A 20,930-nucleotide genomic window follows, 5' to 3' on the forward strand; every position below is an offset into this window, starting at 1 on the left:
CCTTTAGACACGATGCATTGCTTGAAAAACATCTTCTAGTTGAATATTTATTTTTAAACCTAATGCTTGTTCAACAGGCTTGAATTTTTCCTGTAACGTTTCAAGATTACTGGGATCATTGATTTCAATTAACATGATCATCGTAAAAAAGCCTTCTAAAATCGTCTGACTAATATCTAAAATATTGATATTATTATCTGATATTACAGTGGTTACTTTGGCAATAATCCCTACCTGATCTTTGCCAACTACACTGACAACTGCTCGTTTTTGCATTTATGTCACCTCATTTTTTATTGTTATACTTTATTATACCCAAAGCATCCTTTTTTGCTAAATTATACAGCATCGCATAAAATAAAAGGGAATGCATGATGAGAGGAGCTTACATATGAAAAAGGATATACAACTGATTGCTCTAGACATGGACGGAACATTGTTAGGCAATGACCATCGAGTCTCGGAAACGAATAAAGAAGCCATTAAAAAAGCACGAGAAAAAGGTGTAGAAGTGATTATTTCTACAGGAAGACATTATCAAACAAGCTCTAATATTGCAAAAGAATTGGATATCCATTATTTGATCACGGTAAATGGCAGTGAAATCTGGACCATGTCTGGAGAATTGATTGCTCGTCAAACGCTTGATGCACGGGTGATTGAGAAGCTTGTAGCATTAAAAGAAGAACATCAAACATGGGCATGGCTTTCTTCAACAGATCAAATATGGCGTGGTGAAGTACCAGAGGATATTTTAGCACATGAGTGGTTAAAATTTGGATTTGATACAAAAGATCCGGAAACAAAAGGGAAGATCATGGAGACCATTGAAAGCTGGGAAGAAATTGAGTTGAGTAATTCTAGTCCGACAAATATTGAAGTGAATGCGGTTGGTGTCAATAAAGCAGCAGCAATCGAAATCGTATGTGAGCGGTTAGGCATTAATATGTCCCAAGTAATGGCGATGGGTGACAGTTTGAATGATATAAAAATGATCGAACAAGCAGGATTAGGAATTGCCATGGGAAATGCTCAAGAGGAAGTTAAAAAAGTGGCAGACTCAGAAACGACAGCAAACGATCAAGATGGTGTAGCAAGAGCTATTGAGAAATGGGTACTGTAACTCTAATGTATAAATTTTCAGAAAATTAATAGTTAACACTTGCAGAGGGTGTATCAATATAATAACTTATTATATGGAGTGAATTTTTCAGATCACTACAGTAATATTCGATTTCGTGCTAAAATAGACAATGGAATAATACATAGTGAAAAAAAGGAGCGAATAAGAGAATGGCGAAACAACAATTTGGTGTGATAGGTCTTGCTGTTATGGGTAAAAACCTTGCGCTTAACGTGGAAAGCAGAGGATACTCTGTAGCAGTATTTAATAGAACTTATCAAAAAACAGAAGAATTTTTAAATAATGAAGCAAAAGGTAAAAATTTTGTTGGAGCAGAAACGATCGAGGAATTCGTTGAGTCATTAGAAAAACCTCGTAAAATCATGTTGATGGTCAAAGCTGGTCCTGCAACAGATGCAACGATTGCTTCCTTAAAACCACTTCTAGATGAAGGAGATATCTTAATCGACGGTGGTAACACATTCTTTAAAGATACGATGCGTCGTAACGCAGAATTAGACGAATCTGGTATCCACTTCATCGGAACTGGTGTATCTGGTGGGGAAGAAGGAGCACTTAAAGGACCTTCTATTATGCCAGGTGGACAAAAAGAAGCTTATGATAAAGTAGCGCCTATCTTTGAAGCAATTTCTGCAAAAGTTAACGGCGACCCTTGTGTTACATACATCGGACCAAACGGTGCTGGTCACTATGTCAAAATGGTACACAACGGTATCGAGTATGGCGATATGCAGTTAATCTGTGAAGCATATTTCATTATGAAACACGTACTTGGACTTAGTGCAGAGGAGCTTCATGAAGTATTTGGCGAATGGAACAAAGGAGAATTAGACAGTTACCTAATCGAAATTACCACAGATATCTTCAAGAAGAAAGATAAAGAAACAGGTAAACCAATGGTTGATGTGATCCTTGATACAGCAGGTCAAAAAGGTACAGGTAAATGGACAAGCCAAAGCTCCCTAGACTTAGGTGTACCTTTACCGGTTATCACGGAATCTGTGTTTGCACGTTTCATCTCTGCCATGAAAGAAGAGCGTGTAGCAGCAAGCAAAGTACTACAAGGACCATCTGCTGGGGACAAGCCATATGAAGGTGATAAAGACGAGCTTATCGAAGCTATCCGTAAAGCACTTTATATGAGTAAAATTGTTTCTTATGCACAAGGTTTCGCGCAAATGCGTGCAGCTTCTGAAGAAAATGACTGGAACTTGCGCTATGGTGACATCTCTATGATCTTCCGTGGTGGATGTATCATTCGTGCACAATTCCTTCAAAAAATTAAAGAAGCATATGATCGTGATCCAGGACTTGCGAACTTACTACTTGATCCGTATTTCAAAGAGATCGTGGAAAGCTATCAAACATCACTACGTAAAGTACTTTCTATCGCAATGGAACGCGGTATTCCAGTACCAGGCTTTGCAAGTGCATTAGCTTACTATGACAGCTACCGTACAGAAACATTGCCAGCAAACTTACTACAAGCACAACGTGACTACTTTGGTGCTCATACGTATCAACGTAACGACAAAGAAGGCGTGTTCCATACAGAGTGGTTAGAAGATTAATATTGAGAAAACCTCTTGCTTAAAAGCAAGAGGTTTTTCTTAAAAGGTAAGAAAGTATATAATCAGCTCGATGACCGTGTTTAACGAAGTAGTTATTTTGACATATTTTTTGGTGGTTGAAAACGCTCCGACTAATTACTTAGCTTTGCGCGGGCACGGCCTCAACTAACTTTGCAAAGAAAAACACTTTGCAAAGTGGATTTTCGGCTCGCGCTATTCCCGCAGGAGTCTAAGTAATTAGTCTCCGCTATAAGAGATGCAACAACTATTGTGATAAGTAATAGGTTGCTTTTTTTACAATGGACCGCTATCCATGAGTATAAAAGCAGCTGTGTTACTTCATGCTAGCGTTGTAGAGCCTGATAATAGCGTAGGCCGCCCCCTTCCACTCCTGTGGGAATCGTTTGACCTGAAGATCCACTTTTTTGAGCGAATTTTGCTCAAAAAAGTTAGCTGAAGGACAAACCCCACGGAAAGGGAGGGGGCAGCCGGAGCGGTTGTTACGCCTATTATTCATGTCAAAATAACTACTTTGGGCTTTCCTAGTTTTTCTTGTAAGATACGAAAGTATAAATTTTGCGCAGATGTCTAGCTCCGAGCGCCCAGAAACTAGGCGACTTCACGAATTGCCCTACGATAAGTCATCATCGGTTCGTAAACTCACCGTGATTCCTTTATCTCAGTTGATTCGTTCCATCCGCTACGTTTCTAGACGGGCGCTCTGCGCTTTTCTTATCTTAATAATTTCTTCAATTGTGTCTTGTTCTTTTTAGATACTAAAATAAATAAAATATCACCTTTTTTAATGATGGTGTCACCAGTTGGGGTAACCAATTCATTATTTCTTATAATTGCACTTATTAAAGCATCTTTAGGAAAATCAATATTTACTAATTGTTCACCTATCAAATTTACTTGATCACGCACCTCATACTCAACCATTTCTGCATTTGCTTTTCCGATCGAAATGAGTTCTAGGCTGTGCATCGGTTCCACCCGAGTGCGCCCTGATAATCCGAGTTTATCAGCAACAACTGAAATCGTTGAACCTTGGATTAAAGCGGATAGTAGTACAACGAAGAATACAACATTAAAAAATAGCTGTCCATTATCTAATTCTGCTACCATCGGGAAGGTGGCTAATACGATAGGAACCGCACCCTTTAAACCTGCCCACGATAGAAAGATTTTTTCTTTGAAACTATAACTTTGCTTTATCGTACTGATAAAAACAGCAATAGGACGAGCCAAGAAAATTAAGATTAGGGAAATAACTAGTCCTTGCCAAATAATATCGAATGAAAATAAATCATTTGGAAAAACAAGAAGTCCTAATATCGTAAACATCAGAATTTGCGCAATCCATGCAATCCCTTCATTAAAACGGAAAATCGAATGGCGATAAGCTATTTCTGCATTTCCAATATACACGGCTAGTACATAAACAGCTAATAGACCACTAGCCTGCATAAGGTCCGAGAGACTAAATGTTAATAATGCAAATGCCAGACCAAATACTGGGTATAATCCACTTGAATCTAGATTTATTTTATTGATGGAATAAACAGCTATAAATCCCATTAGGAGACCGATTAAAACACCAACAAGCATTTGCCAAAAAAACGTACCGATTAGAGAAAAGTAAGATGCTTGTTCATTCGTGATCAATTCGATGAAAGATATAGTTAGGATCATTGCCATCGGATCATTAGACCCTGACTCAGCTTCTAATGTCGATCCAATTCTTTGCTTAATATTTTGACCTTTCAGAACAGCAAAAACTGCTGCTGCATCAGTAGAACCAACGATTGCACCAAACAAGAATCCTTCTAACCAAGTAACACCCAGAATAAATTTCGCAGCAATTGCAACTACTACTGAAGTAATTAGGACACCTAGTGTCGCTAATGAGATAGAGGGGCCAATTACTGGGCGGATATTCTTCCATTCTGTCTGGAGACCACCTTCAAATAGGATAATAACAAGTGCTAACATCCCAATTAGTTGGGTAAGATTATAATCACTAAAGTAAATAAAGTTAAGGCCATCACTGCCAAATAGCATACCTATAGCAATGTAGAGTATTAGCACAGGTACGCCAATTCTACTGGAGAATTTAGTCGTGATAACGCCAATAATGAACAATAATCCGATCGTTAAAATAAAGTATTCTGTCGTAAATAAGTCACCTATCATCGGCATTTCCCCTTTTCGTTTATCACAATGTAATTGTCTGTAAGACCACACACAACAGCAATGTAATCATAGTCTTATTTTATAAATTTACATCTACTTTAATCGTTGTTGACTCTTTTTTGTCTATTCCAATATAGTGAAGTGTTTCTGATGTAGAGGAATGACCATAAATATCCCTTATGAGTGAGATAGCTATTCCTTTTTTATAAGCGTGATAACCGAATGTTTTTCGTAATGTATGGGTGCCTATCTTATCATGAATGCCAATTTCTCGTGCTGCCTTATTGATGATACGGTATGCCTGCTGACGTGTAATAGGGGATGTTCCATTTTTCGTTATAAATAAGTAGTCTTCAGAAGATAGAGTGGATTGGAGCATATATTGCTTTATAGCAGAACGGATTTTTGTGTTTAAATAAATAGAGGAAGTTTTATCACTGGTGGATTCGATAAATTCCCTTGGTGTTTCACCATCCCACACTTGTTCAACTTTAATTGCTAAAAGTTCGTTGATACGAAGACCTGTATTAATTTCAAATACAAATAACAGGTAGTCACGAAAAGAGCGCTTTTTTAGATAGGCTTTTATTTTTCTAATATGATTTACATCCTTTATAGGCATTACAAATTCCATTACCATCGCTCCATTTAAGTTACTTAATATAAATTATATCATGGGTTATGTAACATATAAAATAATTTGCATCCATAAGTACCTTACGGACAACTAATTGAGAATTTATGAAAAACTGTCCGTAAGAACGGATCTAACGGACAGAAAAAGAAAAAACCAGATAAAATTGTCCGTAAAAACAAATCTTACGGACAGAAAAAAGTAACATTAGATTGAATTGTCCGTAAGAATCCTTCTTACGGACAAAAATGTATCAAATTTGCATAAAGTGTCTGTAAGAATCTCCAAGCTAAAATTAAGAACTTGGCCATTGATCAAACAACAACACTCTCGCTGGTGCTGCTTCGGTTCCGACTAATTTTAAAGGTGCTGCTACCATAAAATACTCCCCAGGCTTAACATCTTTTAATCGCAAACCTTCCACTATAATGATGTCATCACGAAACAATTTTCGATGAGTAGGATTACCTTCTTGGCTCCGCTCAATTCCTAATGTATCAATACCGATACCTTCAATTCCTTTTTTCACTAGGTAATCTGCGCCATCTTCTTTTAAATAAATAAAGTTAAAGTCAAAATGTTCACTAGAATAATAAGAATTTTTCGTTTTACATAGCAGAAAATCGCCTGATTCTATCGTATGCGCTTCCAAATCTGATCGAGTAATACCATCTTCTACGTTTTCCAAATCGAGCACTTTCACTTTTCGTACCAGTCGCTCTAATTGGATTGTTTCAAAGGTATCGGCATTATTAATCATGTGTAATGGGGCGTCGATATGGGTGCCAGTGTGCAATCCAAGTGTAGCGGTAGTTGCGGTAACATGACCATTTGTTTGTCTATCGAAAACGGGTTTATTCTCTTTTATATTCTCCCAGACTTGCATGTTAGGGTAAATATCCATCGAGATATCATAAAATTTCATCTAAAATCCTCCTCTTTGATATGAAAAAGCAATCAACCAACGTAACATTGATTGATTGCCTTGTATCTTTATTCAGACTTAACGTCCCACCATTCGAAACCATCTTTATTTAATAAAAGATCTGCTTCTTCTGGACCATTTGATCCTGATGTATAGTTAGGGAAATCAGCTTTTTTCTTCGACCATGCGTTTGCTATTACATCAACAAACTGCCATGATAATGCAACCTCATCCCAGTGAGTAAAGTTAGTAGAATCACCGCGCATACAGTCATGTAATAACGTCTCATATGCTTCCGGCGTATTCATTTTATCTTCTGAGTTATTATCATAGCTTAATGTGATTGGTGTAGAAGACGCATTATAGTCGCCTTTCTTCGCATTCACATGTAACGTAATCCCTTCATCTGGCTGGACATGAATCACTAAAAGGTTTGATTTGGTTTCATGTTCTTTATCATAGTATAGGTTCATTGGTAAATCTTTAAATTCTACTACGATTTCCGTTGATTTACGTTTCATCCGTTTTCCGGTGCGGATGTAGAATGGAACACCTGCCCAGCGGAAGTTATCGATCATTAATTTCGCCGCAACAAACGTATCAGTATTAGACTCAGGATCTACACCGTTACCTTCTCGGTATGCAGGTAGTTCCTCGCCATTTACCATCCCTTTGTCATATTGACCGCGAACAAAGTAATCATCTACTTCATTTTCATTTAACTTACGTAAAGCACGTAATACTTTTACTTTTTCACCGCGAATTTCTTCTGGTGTTAATTTAATTGGCGGATCCATTGCAATCAGTGCAAGCATTTGCAACATGTGGTTTTGTACCATATCTTTTAATGCACCTGCACCATCATAATAACGTCCGCGCTCTTCTACACCAAGAACTTCACTTGAGGTAATTTGGATATTCGAAATATATTGGTTATTCCATAATGGTTCAAATAAAGCATTGGCAAAACGGATAACTTCGATATTTTGAACCATTTCTTTCCCAAGGTAATGGTCAATACGATAAATCTGATCCTCCGAAAATGCTTCGCGAATTTGGTCATTTAGCTCTTTTGCTGATTGGTAATCATGACCAAACGGTTTTTCGATAACAAGGCGAGTCCATCCTTGTGTCGTTGTCAAACCTTCTGATTTAAGGTTAGCTGCAAGTGTTCCGAAGAAATTAGGTGCCATAGAGAAATAGAATAGACGATTACCATCTGTTTCATGCTTAGCATCTAATTCTTTAATTAATGCTTCCAATTCTTGATAGTGTTCAAGGTCTTGGATATCAAATGGATTGTAGTGGAAGTGACTTGCGAATTCATCTTTGTCAATATGAGGATCATCGAAATTATCGATTGATTCTTTTACTTTGTCACGAAATACGTCATTTGTCCATGGACGTCTTGCCACGCCAATTACGGCAAAGTTATCGGATAACTTTCCATTTCGGTAAAGTCTGTAAATGGAAGGATAAAGTTTTCTATTAGCTAGATCCCCTGTTGCACCAAAAATCACAATTACTGCTTTTGGGTTATTCGTTGTCATGAACTTTAACTACCTTTCTACTTGTTTATTTACGAGTTAAGCGCATATGTGTCACGATATGCTTAACTATGTAATTCACTAAAGTAACAGCATACTTAAATATTTTATCATGTTAAATACTTCTGTTAAATTATTTAACATGATAACATACAAATAACTGCTAAGTCTTTATTGTCATAAATATATACTATCATGTATTGTGAAAATGACAAATGAAATACATGGAATTTTCAAAAAATTCAGGAGGATATCATGCAAAAATATAAAGGATTTTTAATCGATCTAGATGGGACAGTCTATAAAGGAACCGAAAAAATAATCGAAGCGATTGATTTTGTGAAGGAGCTAGACCGTAGAGGTTTACCATATCTTTTTTTAACAAATAATTCAACGAAACATCCGAGTGATGTTTCAAAAAAATTAGTCGATATGGGAGTGCCGAGTACGACGGAGCACGTTTTTACAACGAGTATGGCAACAGCAAGCTACATACAAGAACGAAAAGCAGGTGCGAAGGTCTATCCAATTGGTGAAGAAGGGCTACATATGGCGCTAGAAGAATGTGGCTTGGAAATCGTTGAGGAAGGTGCAGAATTTGTTGTAATGGGATTAGATCGAACCATTAATTATGAGAAGTTAGCAAAAGGGGCGCTCAATATTCGGGCAGGAGCAAGTTTTGTTGCGACAAATGGTGATGTAGCACTGCCGACGGAACGAGGATTTTTACCTGGAGCTGGTTCCTTGATTTCTGTATTATCGGTAACTACAGGTATCGAGCCGAAATTTATCGGAAAACCAGAATCGATTATTGTTGAGCAGGCGCTTGAAGTATTAGGTACTGCAAAAGAAGATACCTTAATGGTCGGAGACAATTATGCGACAGATATTTTGGCAGGGATTAATGCAGGGATAGATTCGTTGTTGGTACATACTGGAGTAACTACAAAAGAAGATCTTAAATCAATCGAAAAACAGCCAACATTTACGATTGATAGCTTAGCAGAATGGACGTTTGATGAGTAAAAAAAATGAGCCGTAGTGATGACGGCTCATTTTTTTGCTTTCACTCGATTTGTGATCAGGACACCAAAGATAACGAATAACGCTCCAATCACTTGAATCCATGTGAGCTGCTCCCCTAAAAAGATTACAGCACCGATCATGGTAAAGACCGGGATGAGATTAAGAAAGACAGATGCTCTCGATGGTCCGATTGCTGCAATTCCTTTGTTATAAGCAATCAGTGCAACAAGTGAAGGGAATATCCCCAAATAAAGCAGGCCAGAGATAACCTTCCAAGACCAGTTTATCGTTTGGATTTGTCCGATTTCGAGTGTCATTAATGGAATAAACATGATAATAGCGACCACGGTCATAACAAGTAGCGCACCATAAGTAGGGAATTTCCAAGTATGTTGTTTGATAAAAATTGAATAAAACGCCCACGTAATCATGGCTAGAATCATAATCAGATCTCCACTATTAAACTGTAAACTCATAATAACTTCCAATGAACCTTTGGTGATCACAAAGAAGACACCAAATAAGGAAATAAAGACGCCAATCAATTGCTTTTGTGAAAAACGTTCATTAAACAATAAAAATGTAAGAATTAAGGTGAAAATAGGAGCGGTTGCCTCGACAATCCCAGCATTGATGGATGTGGTATAGTTTAATGCTAAATATACGAAAATATTAAATAATACAAGTCCTGTAGCAGATAAAGCAAGAATCGCTTTCCATTCCTTTTTCCATAAATCCTTATTGTTTTTCCACTCCCGATAACCAAACGGAAAAATTACTATCAATGCAATAAGATAGCGGAATAAAGACAATGTAATCGGAGGTATTTCCTGTGCAACAGGCTTCCCAACTATTAAGTTCCCTGCATAAAAGATCGCTGCTAATATTAAAAGAAGATAAGCCTTCATGTTTTCACCTCCAACAGAAGGAGCATAACATTTTTTCATAGAAGAAGGAAGGGGAAGTGGCTGATATCGTTTTTAAATCGCCAATAGATACCATTAGTTAGAGATATGCAATAATGTATTTTTTTGGCAAAAATGTCCTATTGATGGAGAAAATGACATGTGCTAAGTTCTAAATAATACTTGATAGAAAGTAGGTGAAATGATAAGAATTTATCCCTTTTGGCTAATCTTAAACACTAACTCAACCATTCTGCTGTAAACAATTCTAAAAAACTATTACTGACATATTGTTTGTTACCACTTCTTGAATGAAACTAATTAAAGCACTTCCACAACTTTGCGGCATATTAAAAAACTTAATTAAGGAGCGTTTAAAATTGAAATTTTATAAACTGATAAGCTGTTTTGTGTTACTAAGCATTTTTGCAATTGGATTTGTTAACTCTAGTGTCCATGCAGAAACTGTAAACGCAACTGATTTTGGTGTAACGCCAGGGGAGAATTCATCTCAAACGGAAGCACTTCACGACGCTATGCGCTATTTTTATGACCAAGGTGAAGAAGGGACCGTTTATATTCCAGCTGGTACCTATTATGTAGATGAAGCACTTCGTTTCCATGAGGGAGTTAACTTAGTTGGTGATGGAAGAGGACAAACTATCATTAAAAAAATGGGTACCAGTGCTAATTATGTAGTAGGAAATCCAATTTTACATTCCAATTCCGTTAACTTAAATGTAAGCGTTTCAGATATAACATTTGATGCTGATAGAGCGAATCGATCTTCGCAGGGACTAAGTCAAATAGGTGGAATCAACATTGATGCAGAAGTTAGTAATTTAAGATTAGACGGTATTGAAATTAAAGATGCTACAAATGGTGCCATATTAAGAAGAATGCGAGATTCCGTTATTACGAATAGTGTGTTTGACCAAACAAGTGGTCACTCGATCGCAACCGGAGATGAAAACTATCCGGTTGGTGAATTTACTAATGTAGAAATCACTAACAACGTAATCACGAATTCAACGGGTGGAAGTGGAATTAATTTATCTCGTGCTACTTATACAACTGTTAGAAACAACCAAGTAATCAATACGCAACAACAGCAAGATAGCTATGGCGGGATTCGGATACCTAATGGTGGGGCATATAATATAGTAGAAGATAACGTGATTCAAAGTTATCCAAGAGGGATTTTTGTTTTAACAGGTGCAAACAATAATACAATTACAGGAAATACAGTTATTGATTCAAGAATTCATGGTATTTTAATTCAGGCTAATGACAATACCTTTACTAATAATACGATTGTCCAAAATAACACGTCATTAAATCCTGAATCAATGATACGACTTGCTCCCGGAAGTAATAATACGATCTCAAATAATTTGATATCAACTTATTCAGGATACAGCAATCCAGGAATTCGCCTTACAGGTGATTCTAATTATAACGAAATCACTAACAATAATATAGATACAGATGGCGCGTTAGTAAGCAATGAGGCAGGAAGTAACAATACGATTTCAGGAAATAGCGAATTTAATTCAGTATCCTTTGATTCTAATTCTTTTTATCAAATAGTAAATAGAAATAGTGGAAAGCTTTTAGAAGTGACTAATGCAAGTACAAGTGATGGAGCAAATATTCAACAATGGACTGCAAATGGTTGTTCGTGCCAGAATTGGTCATTTGTCCGGAATGGTGATGGATATTACAATATTATAAATCAAAATAGTGGTAAGGCGATAGACGTCTACGATTTCTCAACTGCGAACGGAGCAAACATAGTACAGTGGTCGAACTTAAATGGCATAAATCAACAATGGTCAATTATTCAAAATACTGATGGCTACTTAAGATTTATAAATCGTAATAGTGGGAAAACACTTGAAGTAGAAGCAAAGTCAAGTGAAGATGGAGGGAACGTGGTACAGTGGAGTGATAATAAAGGTGCTAATCAGCAATGGAACATTGAACAGGTAAACTAGTAAGCGGAAAATAGCTAATCACTTAACTCAAAAGTGGTTAGCTATTTTGTGTATTTTGGTAATTGTGAAAAAGCAAGTTAAGTAAGGTTCAAATCATTCGATGTTTAAGAGAGTAGTAAATATGATGTTATAATAGATGGAATAGCTTATCTGAAAGGAGTTTATGATGAATGTTAAACAATTTCAAGGTTTTGTTTATATATTATCGTTCGTATTGATTTTACTAGCTGGCTGTAACAAGGATTTAACAGATGAGTTGCCAAAGTCTGATGATGGTGAAATACTTGAGCAAGGCAATTATGAACTGAAACTAGATAAAATCTAAAAAAGTAGACCAGATAACATTAGAGATAACGAACAATAGTGCCTCTAATTTAAATTTCGGTCTTATATATTATATGGAAAGATATATAGACGGCTCCTGGTATCAAATTCCGTTTAAAGATGATACAGAATTTCAAACGATTGGTATTATGGTAAAACCAAATGAATCATATACTCAAAACATTTCCACTAATCAATTAAAACATAATCTTTCTTCCGGGAAATATCGAGTAGTAAAACCAATTAGCGAGGAAATAACTTTAGCAACAGAATTTGAGATTGAATAACTAAGAGAAATAATGGAATTTACGTCTTTGTAGTGGGAGGAGTTACTATTAAATGTTTGAAAATGATGATGTTTATTATATTATTTGTAGTTTGTGCTAGTTGTGCTAACGATCAATCTGAGGTACCTACTATTTCGGTGAATGCAGATTCGGAATATGAGAAGACATTTACTGATTTAAATTTAGGCAATATCTTCGATTTTAACTTTTATTTACCAGATGCAGATCAGAGAAGTGTAACTCTTTGGGTAGAAAAATATGAAGATGGTGAAACAGCCGAAAAACCGTTAATAGAATTATTCTACTATGACAGTCCAAATAAAGTGGAAGAAGGTAATATTGGTTTTGGAATGATAAATACTGAAACAGAAGATACAATAGCTTATCTTTATTCACCTGGAGCAAACGTACAGCAAGCGATAACATTGGAGGAAGAAAAATCTCGTACTACATGGGATTATGCCTTTGGTGATGGCGAAGTAGAGTTAGAACTAGGAGAAACCAAACTACTTGCCGGATATGAGAAACTAATAGAAATACACTCCGCACAATGGATCTACAAGATGAAGAGGCAGTAAACAGAATGATAGAACAAGGTGATTTAGTTTTATTATTAAAGATAAAAGTAGAAGAATCTAGTGAAAGTGCCCGATAAAATAAAAAAAGTGCCCGATATAACACGAAAAGTGCCCGATATCTTCAAAAAAGCGCCCGATATCTTCAAAAAAATGCCCGATAAAAAACCAGTGAGTATGATCGCTCACTGGTTTTAACCATCCATTGTTTTATTTTGATCGAATTTCTTGGCGCATAAATAACAAATATGAAATCGTAAAACAGATTAACGTTGCTGCGATTAAACCTGTTAATTGTGGCCAAATTAACATTAAGCTTTGACTTAATGGCAATGGACCAGCAATCGCTCCAGTCGTTTGTTCAACGGTTAATGGTCCTAAGCTTCGTACAGATGGTGACAAAAGTGTTGTCGTCGATTCCGTGAATAGGTAGTTTGGGGATAGTCTCATTAGATTAAGGACAACCCCCTGTCTACTAATAGCATCAACTGTACTTGTAATGTTTTCGGGATTCAAAATCGATTTTGAAAACAATTCCACAATCATCTGATAAAAAATGTTAAAGAAAATCCAGACAGCAATCGCTGCTAAGGCAGAAGTTGCGGGTTGTTTAAAGCGTACAGAAAAAAGAATCCCCAGATTTAGCCAAAAGGCGATATAGGCAATACATAAAACGAGAAAGCAAAGAATCCGCAAAAATTCTTCACCGGTCGGAGGGATACCAAGAATCAAGATCCCGAGTGCCATTACCATAAACCCTAATGCAACAAAAAGTACCGTATTTAACAATAAGGCTGCCGTAAACTTTGCGTTTAGTACATAGTCGCGCGGGATTGGTTGTGCCATAAGCCGACTCAATGTCCCTTTGTTACGTTCAGAATTAATAGCATCAAAGCCAAGCGCAATTCCTAGAAGTGGGCCTAAAAACGAAACAAAGGTAATAAAAGATGGTAAAGTACCATCAGAAATCGTAAATAATTTTAAGAAAAGAAACGAGCTTTTGGCGATTTCTTTAGCTTCTTCATTGGCATCTATTGCATCCTGAATGGAAGTAATCGCAGTATAAAGGGAACCAACACAAGTTAGCACAATTAAAGCTAACATAATGATGATTCGCCAGCTTGTCATATAGTCTGTGAACTCCTTGCGAACAAGTGCTTTAAATGCTTGGAGATTGTCATTATTATTTGAACGCATTTCTAAGTTTATCTCAGGTATCCACTTTTTAAGCGCTTGAAGCTTTACCACCTTCGTCACCCCCTTCAAAATAACGGTGATAGATTTCATCTAAACCATAATTTTTTTTTCTGATGTAAAATAAATCAGCGCCTGCTTCTATAACGGTTCTTGCTACTGCAGAAGAGATATCTGTTTCGGCATAGATTTCTACATGTTCATCGGTTTCCACAACTCGATTTACTCCGGCTAAATCCTGTAATTGTTCGTTTAAATTGTTATCAACCGGATTAGCCTTGGCATAGACGACAAATGAATCTTCAAAAAATAATTGTTTCGCTAAACCTTCGACATTACCTTCCGCGAGTAATTTTCCTTTAACAAAAATACCAACACGATCACAAATTTGTTGTACTTGATGGAGTTGATGAGAGGAAAGAAGTACCGTAATTCCTTCCTTTTGGTTTAGCCGTTTAATTAATGCAAGTAATTCACGAACACCTTCAGGGTCAATCCCGAGTGTAGGTTCATCTAGAATGATTACTTCAGGGTCTTTCATTAAAACGTCGGCCAAGCCTAAACGTTGACGCATACCACGTGAATATTTGCCTGCCTTTTTATCGCCTGATTCTTTTAGGCCGACTTTTGTTAATAAATCTCTTGCCCGCTCTTCTGCGATAGCACGAGGAATAGCATTTAAACTAGCAGTGAAAAGTAAATTCTCATAGCCTGTCATTTGTTCATAAAAACCAAGATCATCTGGTAAATACCCAACTCTTTTCTTAACGGCGAGTGGATTGGTTGTTGAGTCCATGCCACATACTTGGACTCTACCACTTGTCGGCTCACTTAATCCTAACATCATTAGAATAGAAGTAGATTTACCTGCACCGTTAGGACCCAACAAACCAAAGATTTCTCCTTTTTCAATCGATAATGTCAGCTCATTTACGGCGTATTGTTGATCATATTTTTTGGAGATGTGATCGAGTTGAATAATCGGTTCAACCATTGATTATCTCCTCCCGTATTTTCTAATAATAAAGTATAGCCCACCTACTACTGCTAAGATGATTAATACACTTATAATTCCCCATAACGTCGATGTTTCCACAGATACTCGGAAATCCGCGTCAGAAGATGCTTCAGACGTTTTCGCTGTAAAGGTAGTGATATAATCACCGGCAATAGCATCATCTGGTGCTGTTAACGTAGCTTTCACTGTTTTCGATTCACCCGCTTCTAACGTAGCAATGGAGCTCTCGTCAAATTCAGACTCCCAATTTGGCGGAGTGGAGGCAGAAAGGGAAATATCATTTAACGCTGCAGTTCCGGTATTCTCTACCACGAGATCAATGGTTCGATCATTTCCAGCTGTAACATCTGCACTTAAGTTTCCATCAGGTGTCGATACAGCTATTTCATAAGAACCAGTAATAACGGCCTCCAGTGTCAGTTCAGATGATGTCGAACTATTGGCGGCACTGATTGGTATTTCATAGGTGTCTGCTTTCACATCAGTTGGTGGCGTTACTTCCACTGTGATATCCTTCGATCCGTTCGGTTCTAATGTGACAGAAGTTACATTGTTACCATCAGCTTGAAATTGAACACCCCAGCCTTCACCTACTCCTGCTGATAAAGCATAGGTCTGTTCATCTGCTGTCCGGTTACGTAATGTGGCAGAATAAGAGAAAGTAGCATCTGCATGTCCTTCCATATTCGGTTGATCAGAACTAAACTCGGAATTAAACGTTCCTTCCTCTGTAACCTTTGTGACAAATGGTAATTCTGCATACGCATCATCTTCCCCATCAGCAACGAGTTCGAATGAGTAATCATCTTTTTCAACTTCAAGCGGAACCGTCACTTCTAGAGAAATTTCCTGCTCATTATTTCCACGAATCGATAGTTGACTAATATCATTTCCACCGGCTGTGATTGCAGAATCCCATCCCTCCGGCAGACCATTCACGTCAAAAGACACATTCTGAATCGAAGAATTGTCATTAATAACTGTGACATCATACGTTAATGTTTCACCAGGTGTAACAGATAATCCTGTGTAAGGTGTGTACAACGTTAGACCACCAGCAGCAAACACACTGCTAAGCGGAGCAAAAAGTGATAAGCCTAATAAAATAGTTAACGAGATCGCTAATTTCTTGCGAAGCATTTTGAATTCCCCCTTATGTTTATTGGTTATTCATCAAGTGATACGGAGGAAAAAAGATTTTGGATTTGTCATTTTCAAAAAAATTTGTAAAATAGAAATTAAAAAGGGAAGGGGGCGGTGTAAGTGGATGATTATTTGTTGTTGGAACAAATGCGTGCAGGTAATCAAGAAGCGTTCGACGAATTCTATCAACGATATCATCAATATATTTTTCAAATTGCCTATAAAGTGTTAGCGAATCGCCCAGAAGCAGAAGATATTACACAGGAAGTATTTATTGAAATCTATCAAAGGTCTGATCAATATCAAGCATCTAGAGGCAGTATTAAAGCCTGGGTTGCGGTGAAAACTAGGTCGAGAGCGATCGACAGGTTACGGAAAAAACCTGAGGTGTTAGCCGATAAACTGGAAGATATCATTACCAATGCCAGTCCGGCAGCAGATCAATTTGTAATAGAGAAAATGGAGAAAGATATCCTGCGGGCAGCACTTCTTCAGCTTCCTTTATCACAGCAGCAGGCTATTTATCATATGTATTATGACCAATTCACTCAAAAAGAGATTGCCCTAACAACCAATCGTCCACTAGGTTCAGTGAAATCATCGATTCGTTATGGTTTACAAAGTTTAAAAAAACAAAAATCATTATTGCGTTGGATCGGTTCTGGTGGAGGTGACAAGTAATGGTGAAGGATAACCATATATCAGAAGAAAAATTAGTTGATTATCTACAAGGTCAGCTATCAGAATCAGAAGCTCAAGGCATTCAACGTCATGTAGAGGATTGTGTGAAGTGTCAACAAACATTAGCTTTTTGGCAGGAAACATTAGAAATGGATGAAGATCTTCAACCTTCAGCCAAGCTAAAAGAAAAAATTGATCAATCACTACTTGTGGAGCGATCTCTTAAACAACGTCTGATCAAATGGAAAATGCCTTTGTTCGGATTAGCTGGTGTAATAGTTATAGTGATTCTATGCTTTAGTTTGACAGACATTTTGAAAGTACAGCAGACAGTGGAACCTGATTATGAAGTATACCAAAATCAAGATATCATGAGTGATCAAGTGTTTATGAATAACCCGGTCGTCGACAGCCAACCGATTAAGCCTTATGAAGATTTTGATGAAATGGAAGGGATGGTCTGGATTAATCCACAAACACAAGAAATTTTATTGGAGATGGAGGGGTTAACTAATATTTATAATAATGATTATCAGATTTGGATAATTGATAAGAATGGAAACATAAATGGTGATCTCATTATAGTTGAAAATGGATCAGCAAGGGTGTTATATCGAGTAGAAGACTTGTCTGATTTCCGTATTATGAAAGGAAGCGTCGAACCACCGGGAGGTAGCCATCGACCAACTGGACCTGAAACATTCTATGTAGATATTGAAAAGTAAGTCTGTTCACGGGATATGATTCTCGTGAACAGAAGCTAACTACTTTTCGACTTTCTCAATCTCAAACACATCTTCTAATTTCTCACTTAAAAACTGATGTGCGTCTTTCACTCCTTGGTTATAAAAGAAAGGTGCCAACTCTACCATGAAAAAATCAAGTATAAATTCGGCCTCTAAATTGCCCAATTCTTCCTGTCGTTCAGCGGCAAAATAATCCTGGATCGCAATAATCATTTCATCCCGTTTCTCTTTAGGTAAGGAAAAAGGTGTCTGCATGGAAAAACTCCTTTCGTTTTTCCCCATTATACCAGACTATTTAACTGCTTTTTGCAATTTCTGAATCATTTGTAAGGAACGACCTGTGCCAACTGCAACAGATTCCAATGGATTATCTGCAAGATGTACAGGTACATCATTGATTTCGTTAGATAGCCATTGCTGCATACCTTTTAATAACGCACCACCACCAGTAATCGTAATACCTTGGTCAACAATATCACCACTTAATTCTGGTGGGCAGCTTTCAAGTGTTTCCGTAATCGCATGTAAAATCGATTCTAATACTTCTTTAAACGCATCGTGTACTTCAGAGGAACGTAACGTAATTACTTTTGGTAAACCTGTTACGAGATCCCGGCCTCTGACATCTATTTCTTCTTCAGGATGATCCTGATGTGCATAACCAATTTCCATTTTTACTTTTTCAGCCGTACTTTCCCCGATTAGAACATTGTGCTGACGCTTAATATATTGGATAATTTCTTCATCCATATGGTCACCACCTACACGAACAGACCTACTAGCAACAACACCACCAAATGAAATAATACCTACTTCACTCGTACCACCACCAATATCAACAATCATACTAGCTTGTGGCTCTGCTACTGGTAAATCAGCACCAATTGCAGCTGCTACCGGTTCTTCAATTAGATGTACTTCTTTAGCACCAAAGCTTTTGACTGCATTATCAATTGCTCTTCGTTCCACAGCGGTACTTCCTGATGGTGTACACACAACAACGCTCGGTTTACGTGTAGATACACCAGCCTTCTTACTGACTTTCTTCAAGAAAGCCTTAAGCATTTGAGTTGTCATATCAAAATCGGCAATGACTCCGTCTTTTAATGGACGGATTGGGACAATGTTTCTCGGAGTTTTCCCGATCATGTTTTTGGCTTCATTACCGACTGCTACTACTTGATTTGTTCTGGTATCGACCGCAACGACGGATGGTTCATTTAAGATGATCCCTTTATTTTTTGTATATATAAGGATATTTGCTGTTCCTAAATCTATTCCAATTTCTGTATTTGAAAACATGGTGTTACCTCCAATTAAGTATAATCTCTTTCTATAGTTATTCTGTTTTTCGTAAGGAATTATGACCGTAGATGACATGGAGGATTTTAACAATTTCGTTACAAGGGAAAAGCTGTCTTGTTGCTAGTGTTTGTTGAACGGACATTTGGTGCGTTATTTGATGGAATAACATTCATTTTTTAATGTTAGCGGACATTGAATCCTTTATTTGCTTCATTTTGGCCTGAATTAGTACAATTATCCATGAATAGCGGAATGGATGTCCGATTGTGCTTAAAAAGAGCATTTTTGTTACAAATAACGGAACGAATGTCCGCGTTCACTTTTGTAAGACCAATCGTTTCTGTATGTAACACAACAAAAAACAGGTCGATCGCTCGACCTGTTAATATATTAATTATTTTCTTTTTCATCTAATAAATTTGCAAGGATATGTGCTTTATATTTTTCAATTTTTCTACCTTCAATATAGCGCACACCTTTTTCCTTCAATTTTTCTACGTACCAGCCTTTGCTTCCTACATGCATCGCTCAACACCCCTTACCATTAATATTGCAGGAGCCATTTTATCATCTGTAAAATGAATTGAAAAGAGTTTATTATTAATTCTTTCTAGAAATTTTTAGTATAATGATAATAAGTATGTTGAAAAGGGAGTTTTGGACGTGTCATATGTAATTGCATCCTTAAACGTAGGAAAACCTACAGTCCATCATTTGGACGGTCAGGAGATTAAAACTGGCTTTAAAAAAACACCTACACATCACCCCAACTATTTAACAGTCACAGGATTTGAGGATGATGGACAAGCGGATCTTAAAAACCATGGTGGAGAAGAAAAAGCGTTATTAATGTATCCGAGCAGTCATTATCAGTATTGGGAAGAAAAGTATCAGCGAAGTTTTGCATATCCGTCCTTTGGTGAGAATATAACAATAAATGGTTTAACAGAGCAGGATTTATATATCGGAGACATTTTTCAGCTTGGGGAAGCAGAGATTCAAGTTTCACAGCCAAGACAGCCGTGCTATAAAATAGCCAAAGTACACGGTATTCCGGATATGCCAGCTGTCGTAACGAAAACAGGTTATAGCGGTTATTACTTCCGTGTGCTCAAAGAAGGGGTAGTAAAGCCTACAGACCGATTAATCAAAGTGAAAGAAGATCCGCAAAAGGTAACACCAGTGGACGTATTTGATTGCTTATTTCAGGACCGAAAAAACAAAGAAAGAATGGAACAATACCTTCAATTAGATGCTTTAGCAGCCAATGTCAAAAGAAGTTTAACGAAACGAATTGAAAAGTTAGGATGATACAAGATGGACGTATTTTCACAACTTGCAGAAGAACGAATTAAACAAGCAATGAAAGATGGTGAGTTTGATCAGATAGAAGGAAAGGGAAAACCACTAAAGAAAGACCCGCTAGAACATGTGCCAGCAGAACTACGAATGAGTTATCGGATCATGAAGAATAGTGGATATTTGCCTGAAGAAGTACAAATAAACAAAGAGTTAGCGTCATTACGAGATTTGCTGAAATATTGTACAGACGATCTGGACAAACAACGTCTCGAGAAACGAATATCTGAAAAAGAATTACAATTTCAAATGCTCCTAGACAAAAGAAATATGAAACAATCTTCCGCATACAAAAGATATAGCAGTAAAATTAATCGGTTATTTTAAGGAAAAATGTAGAAAAGTTAGGATAT

Annotated in this window: 24 protein-coding genes; 11 read left to right on the forward strand and 13 right to left on the reverse strand. The window is 37.1% G+C overall.

Annotated elements, in window-relative coordinates:
• Window positions 1-3: 3 nt before the first annotated feature.
• Complete coding sequence (locus D569_RS0111235) at window positions 4-276, reverse strand: ACT domain-containing protein (RefSeq protein WP_018932517.1); 273 nt, start codon at window positions 274-276, stop codon at window positions 4-6.
• A 115-nt stretch (window positions 277-391) separates the two neighbouring features.
• Here D569_RS0111235 and D569_RS0111240 point away from each other — a divergent pair, with 115 nt between their 5' ends.
• Both D569_RS0111240 and gndA read left to right on the forward strand, forming a co-directional pair.
• A complete protein-coding gene (locus D569_RS0111240; RefSeq protein WP_018932518.1) occupies window positions 392-1,123 on the forward strand; it encodes a Cof-type HAD-IIB family hydrolase in 732 nt (243 codons plus the stop codon).
• 170 nt (window positions 1,124-1,293) lie between these two features.
• Complete coding sequence (gene gndA / locus D569_RS0111245; protein ID WP_018932519.1) at window positions 1,294-2,715, forward strand: NADP-dependent phosphogluconate dehydrogenase; 1,422 nt, start codon at window positions 1,294-1,296, stop codon at window positions 2,713-2,715.
• Window positions 2,716-3,447: 732 nt separating this feature from the next.
• On the opposite strand, the gene D569_RS0111250 is transcribed toward gndA, so the two are convergent.
• From D569_RS0111250 to zwf, 4 genes are all read right to left on the reverse strand, one after another.
• Window positions 3,448-4,911 carry a potassium/proton antiporter gene (locus D569_RS0111250; protein WP_018932520.1) on the reverse strand — a complete coding sequence of 488 codons (1,464 nt, stop codon included), beginning with the start codon at window positions 4,909-4,911 and terminating at the stop codon, window positions 3,448-3,450.
• A 79-nt stretch (window positions 4,912-4,990) separates the two neighbouring features.
• Window positions 4,991-5,545, reverse strand: a complete 555-nt coding sequence (locus tag D569_RS0111255) for a tyrosine-type recombinase/integrase (protein ID WP_018932521.1) — start codon at window positions 5,543-5,545, stop codon at window positions 4,991-4,993.
• 295 nt (window positions 5,546-5,840) lie between these two features.
• Complete coding sequence (locus D569_RS0111260; protein ID WP_018932522.1) at window positions 5,841-6,470, reverse strand: cyclase family protein; 630 nt, start codon at window positions 6,468-6,470, stop codon at window positions 5,841-5,843.
• 68 nt (window positions 6,471-6,538) lie between these two features.
• Window positions 6,539-8,020, reverse strand: coding sequence for a glucose-6-phosphate dehydrogenase (gene zwf, locus D569_RS0111265; RefSeq protein WP_018932523.1), 1,482 nt, complete (start codon window positions 8,018-8,020; stop codon window positions 6,539-6,541).
• Window positions 8,021-8,272: 252 nt separating this feature from the next.
• On the opposite strand from zwf, the gene D569_RS0111270 reads away from it, so the two are divergent.
• Entirely contained in the window at window positions 8,273-9,043 is a 771-nt protein-coding gene (locus D569_RS0111270) for a TIGR01457 family HAD-type hydrolase (protein WP_018932524.1), read from the forward strand.
• Window positions 9,044-9,069: 26 nt separating this feature from the next.
• Here D569_RS0111270 and D569_RS0111275 read toward each other — a convergent pair whose 3' ends face one another.
• Complete coding sequence (locus D569_RS0111275) at window positions 9,070-9,951, reverse strand: DMT family transporter (RefSeq protein ID WP_018932525.1); 882 nt, start codon at window positions 9,949-9,951, stop codon at window positions 9,070-9,072.
• 377 nt (window positions 9,952-10,328) lie between these two features.
• Between D569_RS0111275 and D569_RS0111280 the strand changes: the two genes are divergently transcribed.
• From D569_RS0111280 to D569_RS0111295, 4 genes are all read left to right on the forward strand, one after another.
• On the forward strand, window positions 10,329-11,945 hold the full coding sequence (locus D569_RS0111280; RefSeq protein ID WP_018932526.1) for an RICIN domain-containing protein: 1,617 nt from the start codon (window positions 10,329-10,331) through the stop codon (window positions 11,943-11,945).
• 163 nt (window positions 11,946-12,108) lie between these two features.
• Window positions 12,109-12,270, forward strand: a complete 162-nt coding sequence (locus tag D569_RS24375; protein WP_156822934.1) for a hypothetical protein — start codon at window positions 12,109-12,111, stop codon at window positions 12,268-12,270.
• A complete protein-coding gene (locus D569_RS0111290; RefSeq protein WP_342662686.1) occupies window positions 12,260-12,556 on the forward strand; it encodes an immunoglobulin-like domain-containing protein in 297 nt (98 codons plus the stop codon). The genes D569_RS24375 and D569_RS0111290 overlap by 11 nt, the downstream gene beginning before the upstream one ends.
• 56 nt (window positions 12,557-12,612) lie before the next feature.
• Window positions 12,613-13,134 (forward strand): hypothetical protein, encoded by a 522-nt coding sequence (locus D569_RS0111295; protein ID WP_156822935.1) that lies wholly within the window; start codon window positions 12,613-12,615, stop codon window positions 13,132-13,134.
• Between the two features lie 207 nt (window positions 13,135-13,341).
• Here the strand turns inward: D569_RS0111295 and D569_RS0111305 are convergent, their stop codons facing one another.
• The 3 genes from D569_RS0111305 to D569_RS0111315 are packed head-to-tail and all read right to left on the reverse strand — an operon-like array spanning window position 13,342 to window position 16,483.
• Window positions 13,342-14,328, reverse strand: coding sequence for an ABC transporter permease (locus D569_RS0111305; RefSeq protein ID WP_051084517.1), 987 nt, complete (start codon window positions 14,326-14,328; stop codon window positions 13,342-13,344).
• 28 nt (window positions 14,329-14,356) lie between these two features.
• Window positions 14,357-15,319: an ABC transporter ATP-binding protein gene (locus tag D569_RS0111310; protein ID WP_018932532.1), complete on the reverse strand. Its 963-nt coding sequence runs from the start codon at window positions 15,317-15,319 to the stop codon at window positions 14,357-14,359.
• Between the two features lie 3 nt (window positions 15,320-15,322).
• A complete protein-coding gene (locus D569_RS0111315; RefSeq protein WP_018932533.1) occupies window positions 15,323-16,483 on the reverse strand; it encodes a COG1470 family protein in 1,161 nt (386 codons plus the stop codon).
• Between the two features lie 123 nt (window positions 16,484-16,606).
• Here D569_RS0111315 and D569_RS0111320 point away from each other — a divergent pair, with 123 nt between their 5' ends.
• Together D569_RS0111320 and D569_RS0111325 are read left to right on the forward strand one after the other, a co-directional pair.
• On the forward strand, window positions 16,607-17,167 hold the full coding sequence (locus D569_RS0111320) for an RNA polymerase sigma factor (protein WP_018932534.1): 561 nt from the start codon (window positions 16,607-16,609) through the stop codon (window positions 17,165-17,167).
• Window positions 17,167-17,892, forward strand: a complete 726-nt coding sequence (locus D569_RS0111325; RefSeq protein WP_018932535.1) for an anti-sigma factor — start codon at window positions 17,167-17,169, stop codon at window positions 17,890-17,892. The genes D569_RS0111320 and D569_RS0111325 overlap by 1 nt, the downstream gene beginning before the upstream one ends.
• A 39-nt stretch (window positions 17,893-17,931) precedes the next feature.
• On the opposite strand, the gene D569_RS0111330 is transcribed toward D569_RS0111325, so the two are convergent.
• From D569_RS0111330 to D569_RS24000, 4 genes are all read right to left on the reverse strand, one after another.
• Complete coding sequence (locus D569_RS0111330; protein ID WP_018932536.1) at window positions 17,932-18,168, reverse strand: DUF2164 domain-containing protein; 237 nt, start codon at window positions 18,166-18,168, stop codon at window positions 17,932-17,934.
• Between the two features lie 36 nt (window positions 18,169-18,204).
• A complete protein-coding gene (gene mreBH / locus D569_RS0111335) occupies window positions 18,205-19,215 on the reverse strand; it encodes a rod-share determining protein MreBH (protein WP_018932537.1) in 1,011 nt (336 codons plus the stop codon).
• 185 nt (window positions 19,216-19,400) lie between these two features.
• Window positions 19,401-19,628, reverse strand: coding sequence for a hypothetical protein (locus D569_RS24635; protein ID WP_169336442.1), 228 nt, complete (start codon window positions 19,626-19,628; stop codon window positions 19,401-19,403).
• Complete coding sequence (locus tag D569_RS24000) at window positions 19,609-19,743, reverse strand: YflJ family protein (RefSeq protein WP_018932538.1); 135 nt, start codon at window positions 19,741-19,743, stop codon at window positions 19,609-19,611. Before D569_RS24000 ends, D569_RS24635 begins: the two co-directional genes overlap by 20 nt.
• A 138-nt stretch (window positions 19,744-19,881) precedes the next feature.
• On the opposite strand from D569_RS24000, the gene D569_RS0111345 reads away from it, so the two are divergent.
• Window positions 19,882-20,529, forward strand: a complete 648-nt coding sequence (locus D569_RS0111345) for an MOSC domain-containing protein (protein ID WP_018932539.1) — start codon at window positions 19,882-19,884, stop codon at window positions 20,527-20,529.
• Between the two features lie 6 nt (window positions 20,530-20,535).
• Window positions 20,536-20,904, forward strand: a complete 369-nt coding sequence (locus D569_RS0111350) for a DnaJ family domain-containing protein (protein ID WP_018932540.1) — start codon at window positions 20,536-20,538, stop codon at window positions 20,902-20,904.
• The last annotated feature ends 26 nt before the right edge of the window (window positions 20,905-20,930 follow it).

The organism is Gracilibacillus lacisalsi DSM 19029, from assembly GCF_000377765.1.
GTDB lineage: Bacteria > Bacillota > Bacilli > Bacillales > Amphibacillaceae > Gracilibacillus > Gracilibacillus lacisalsi.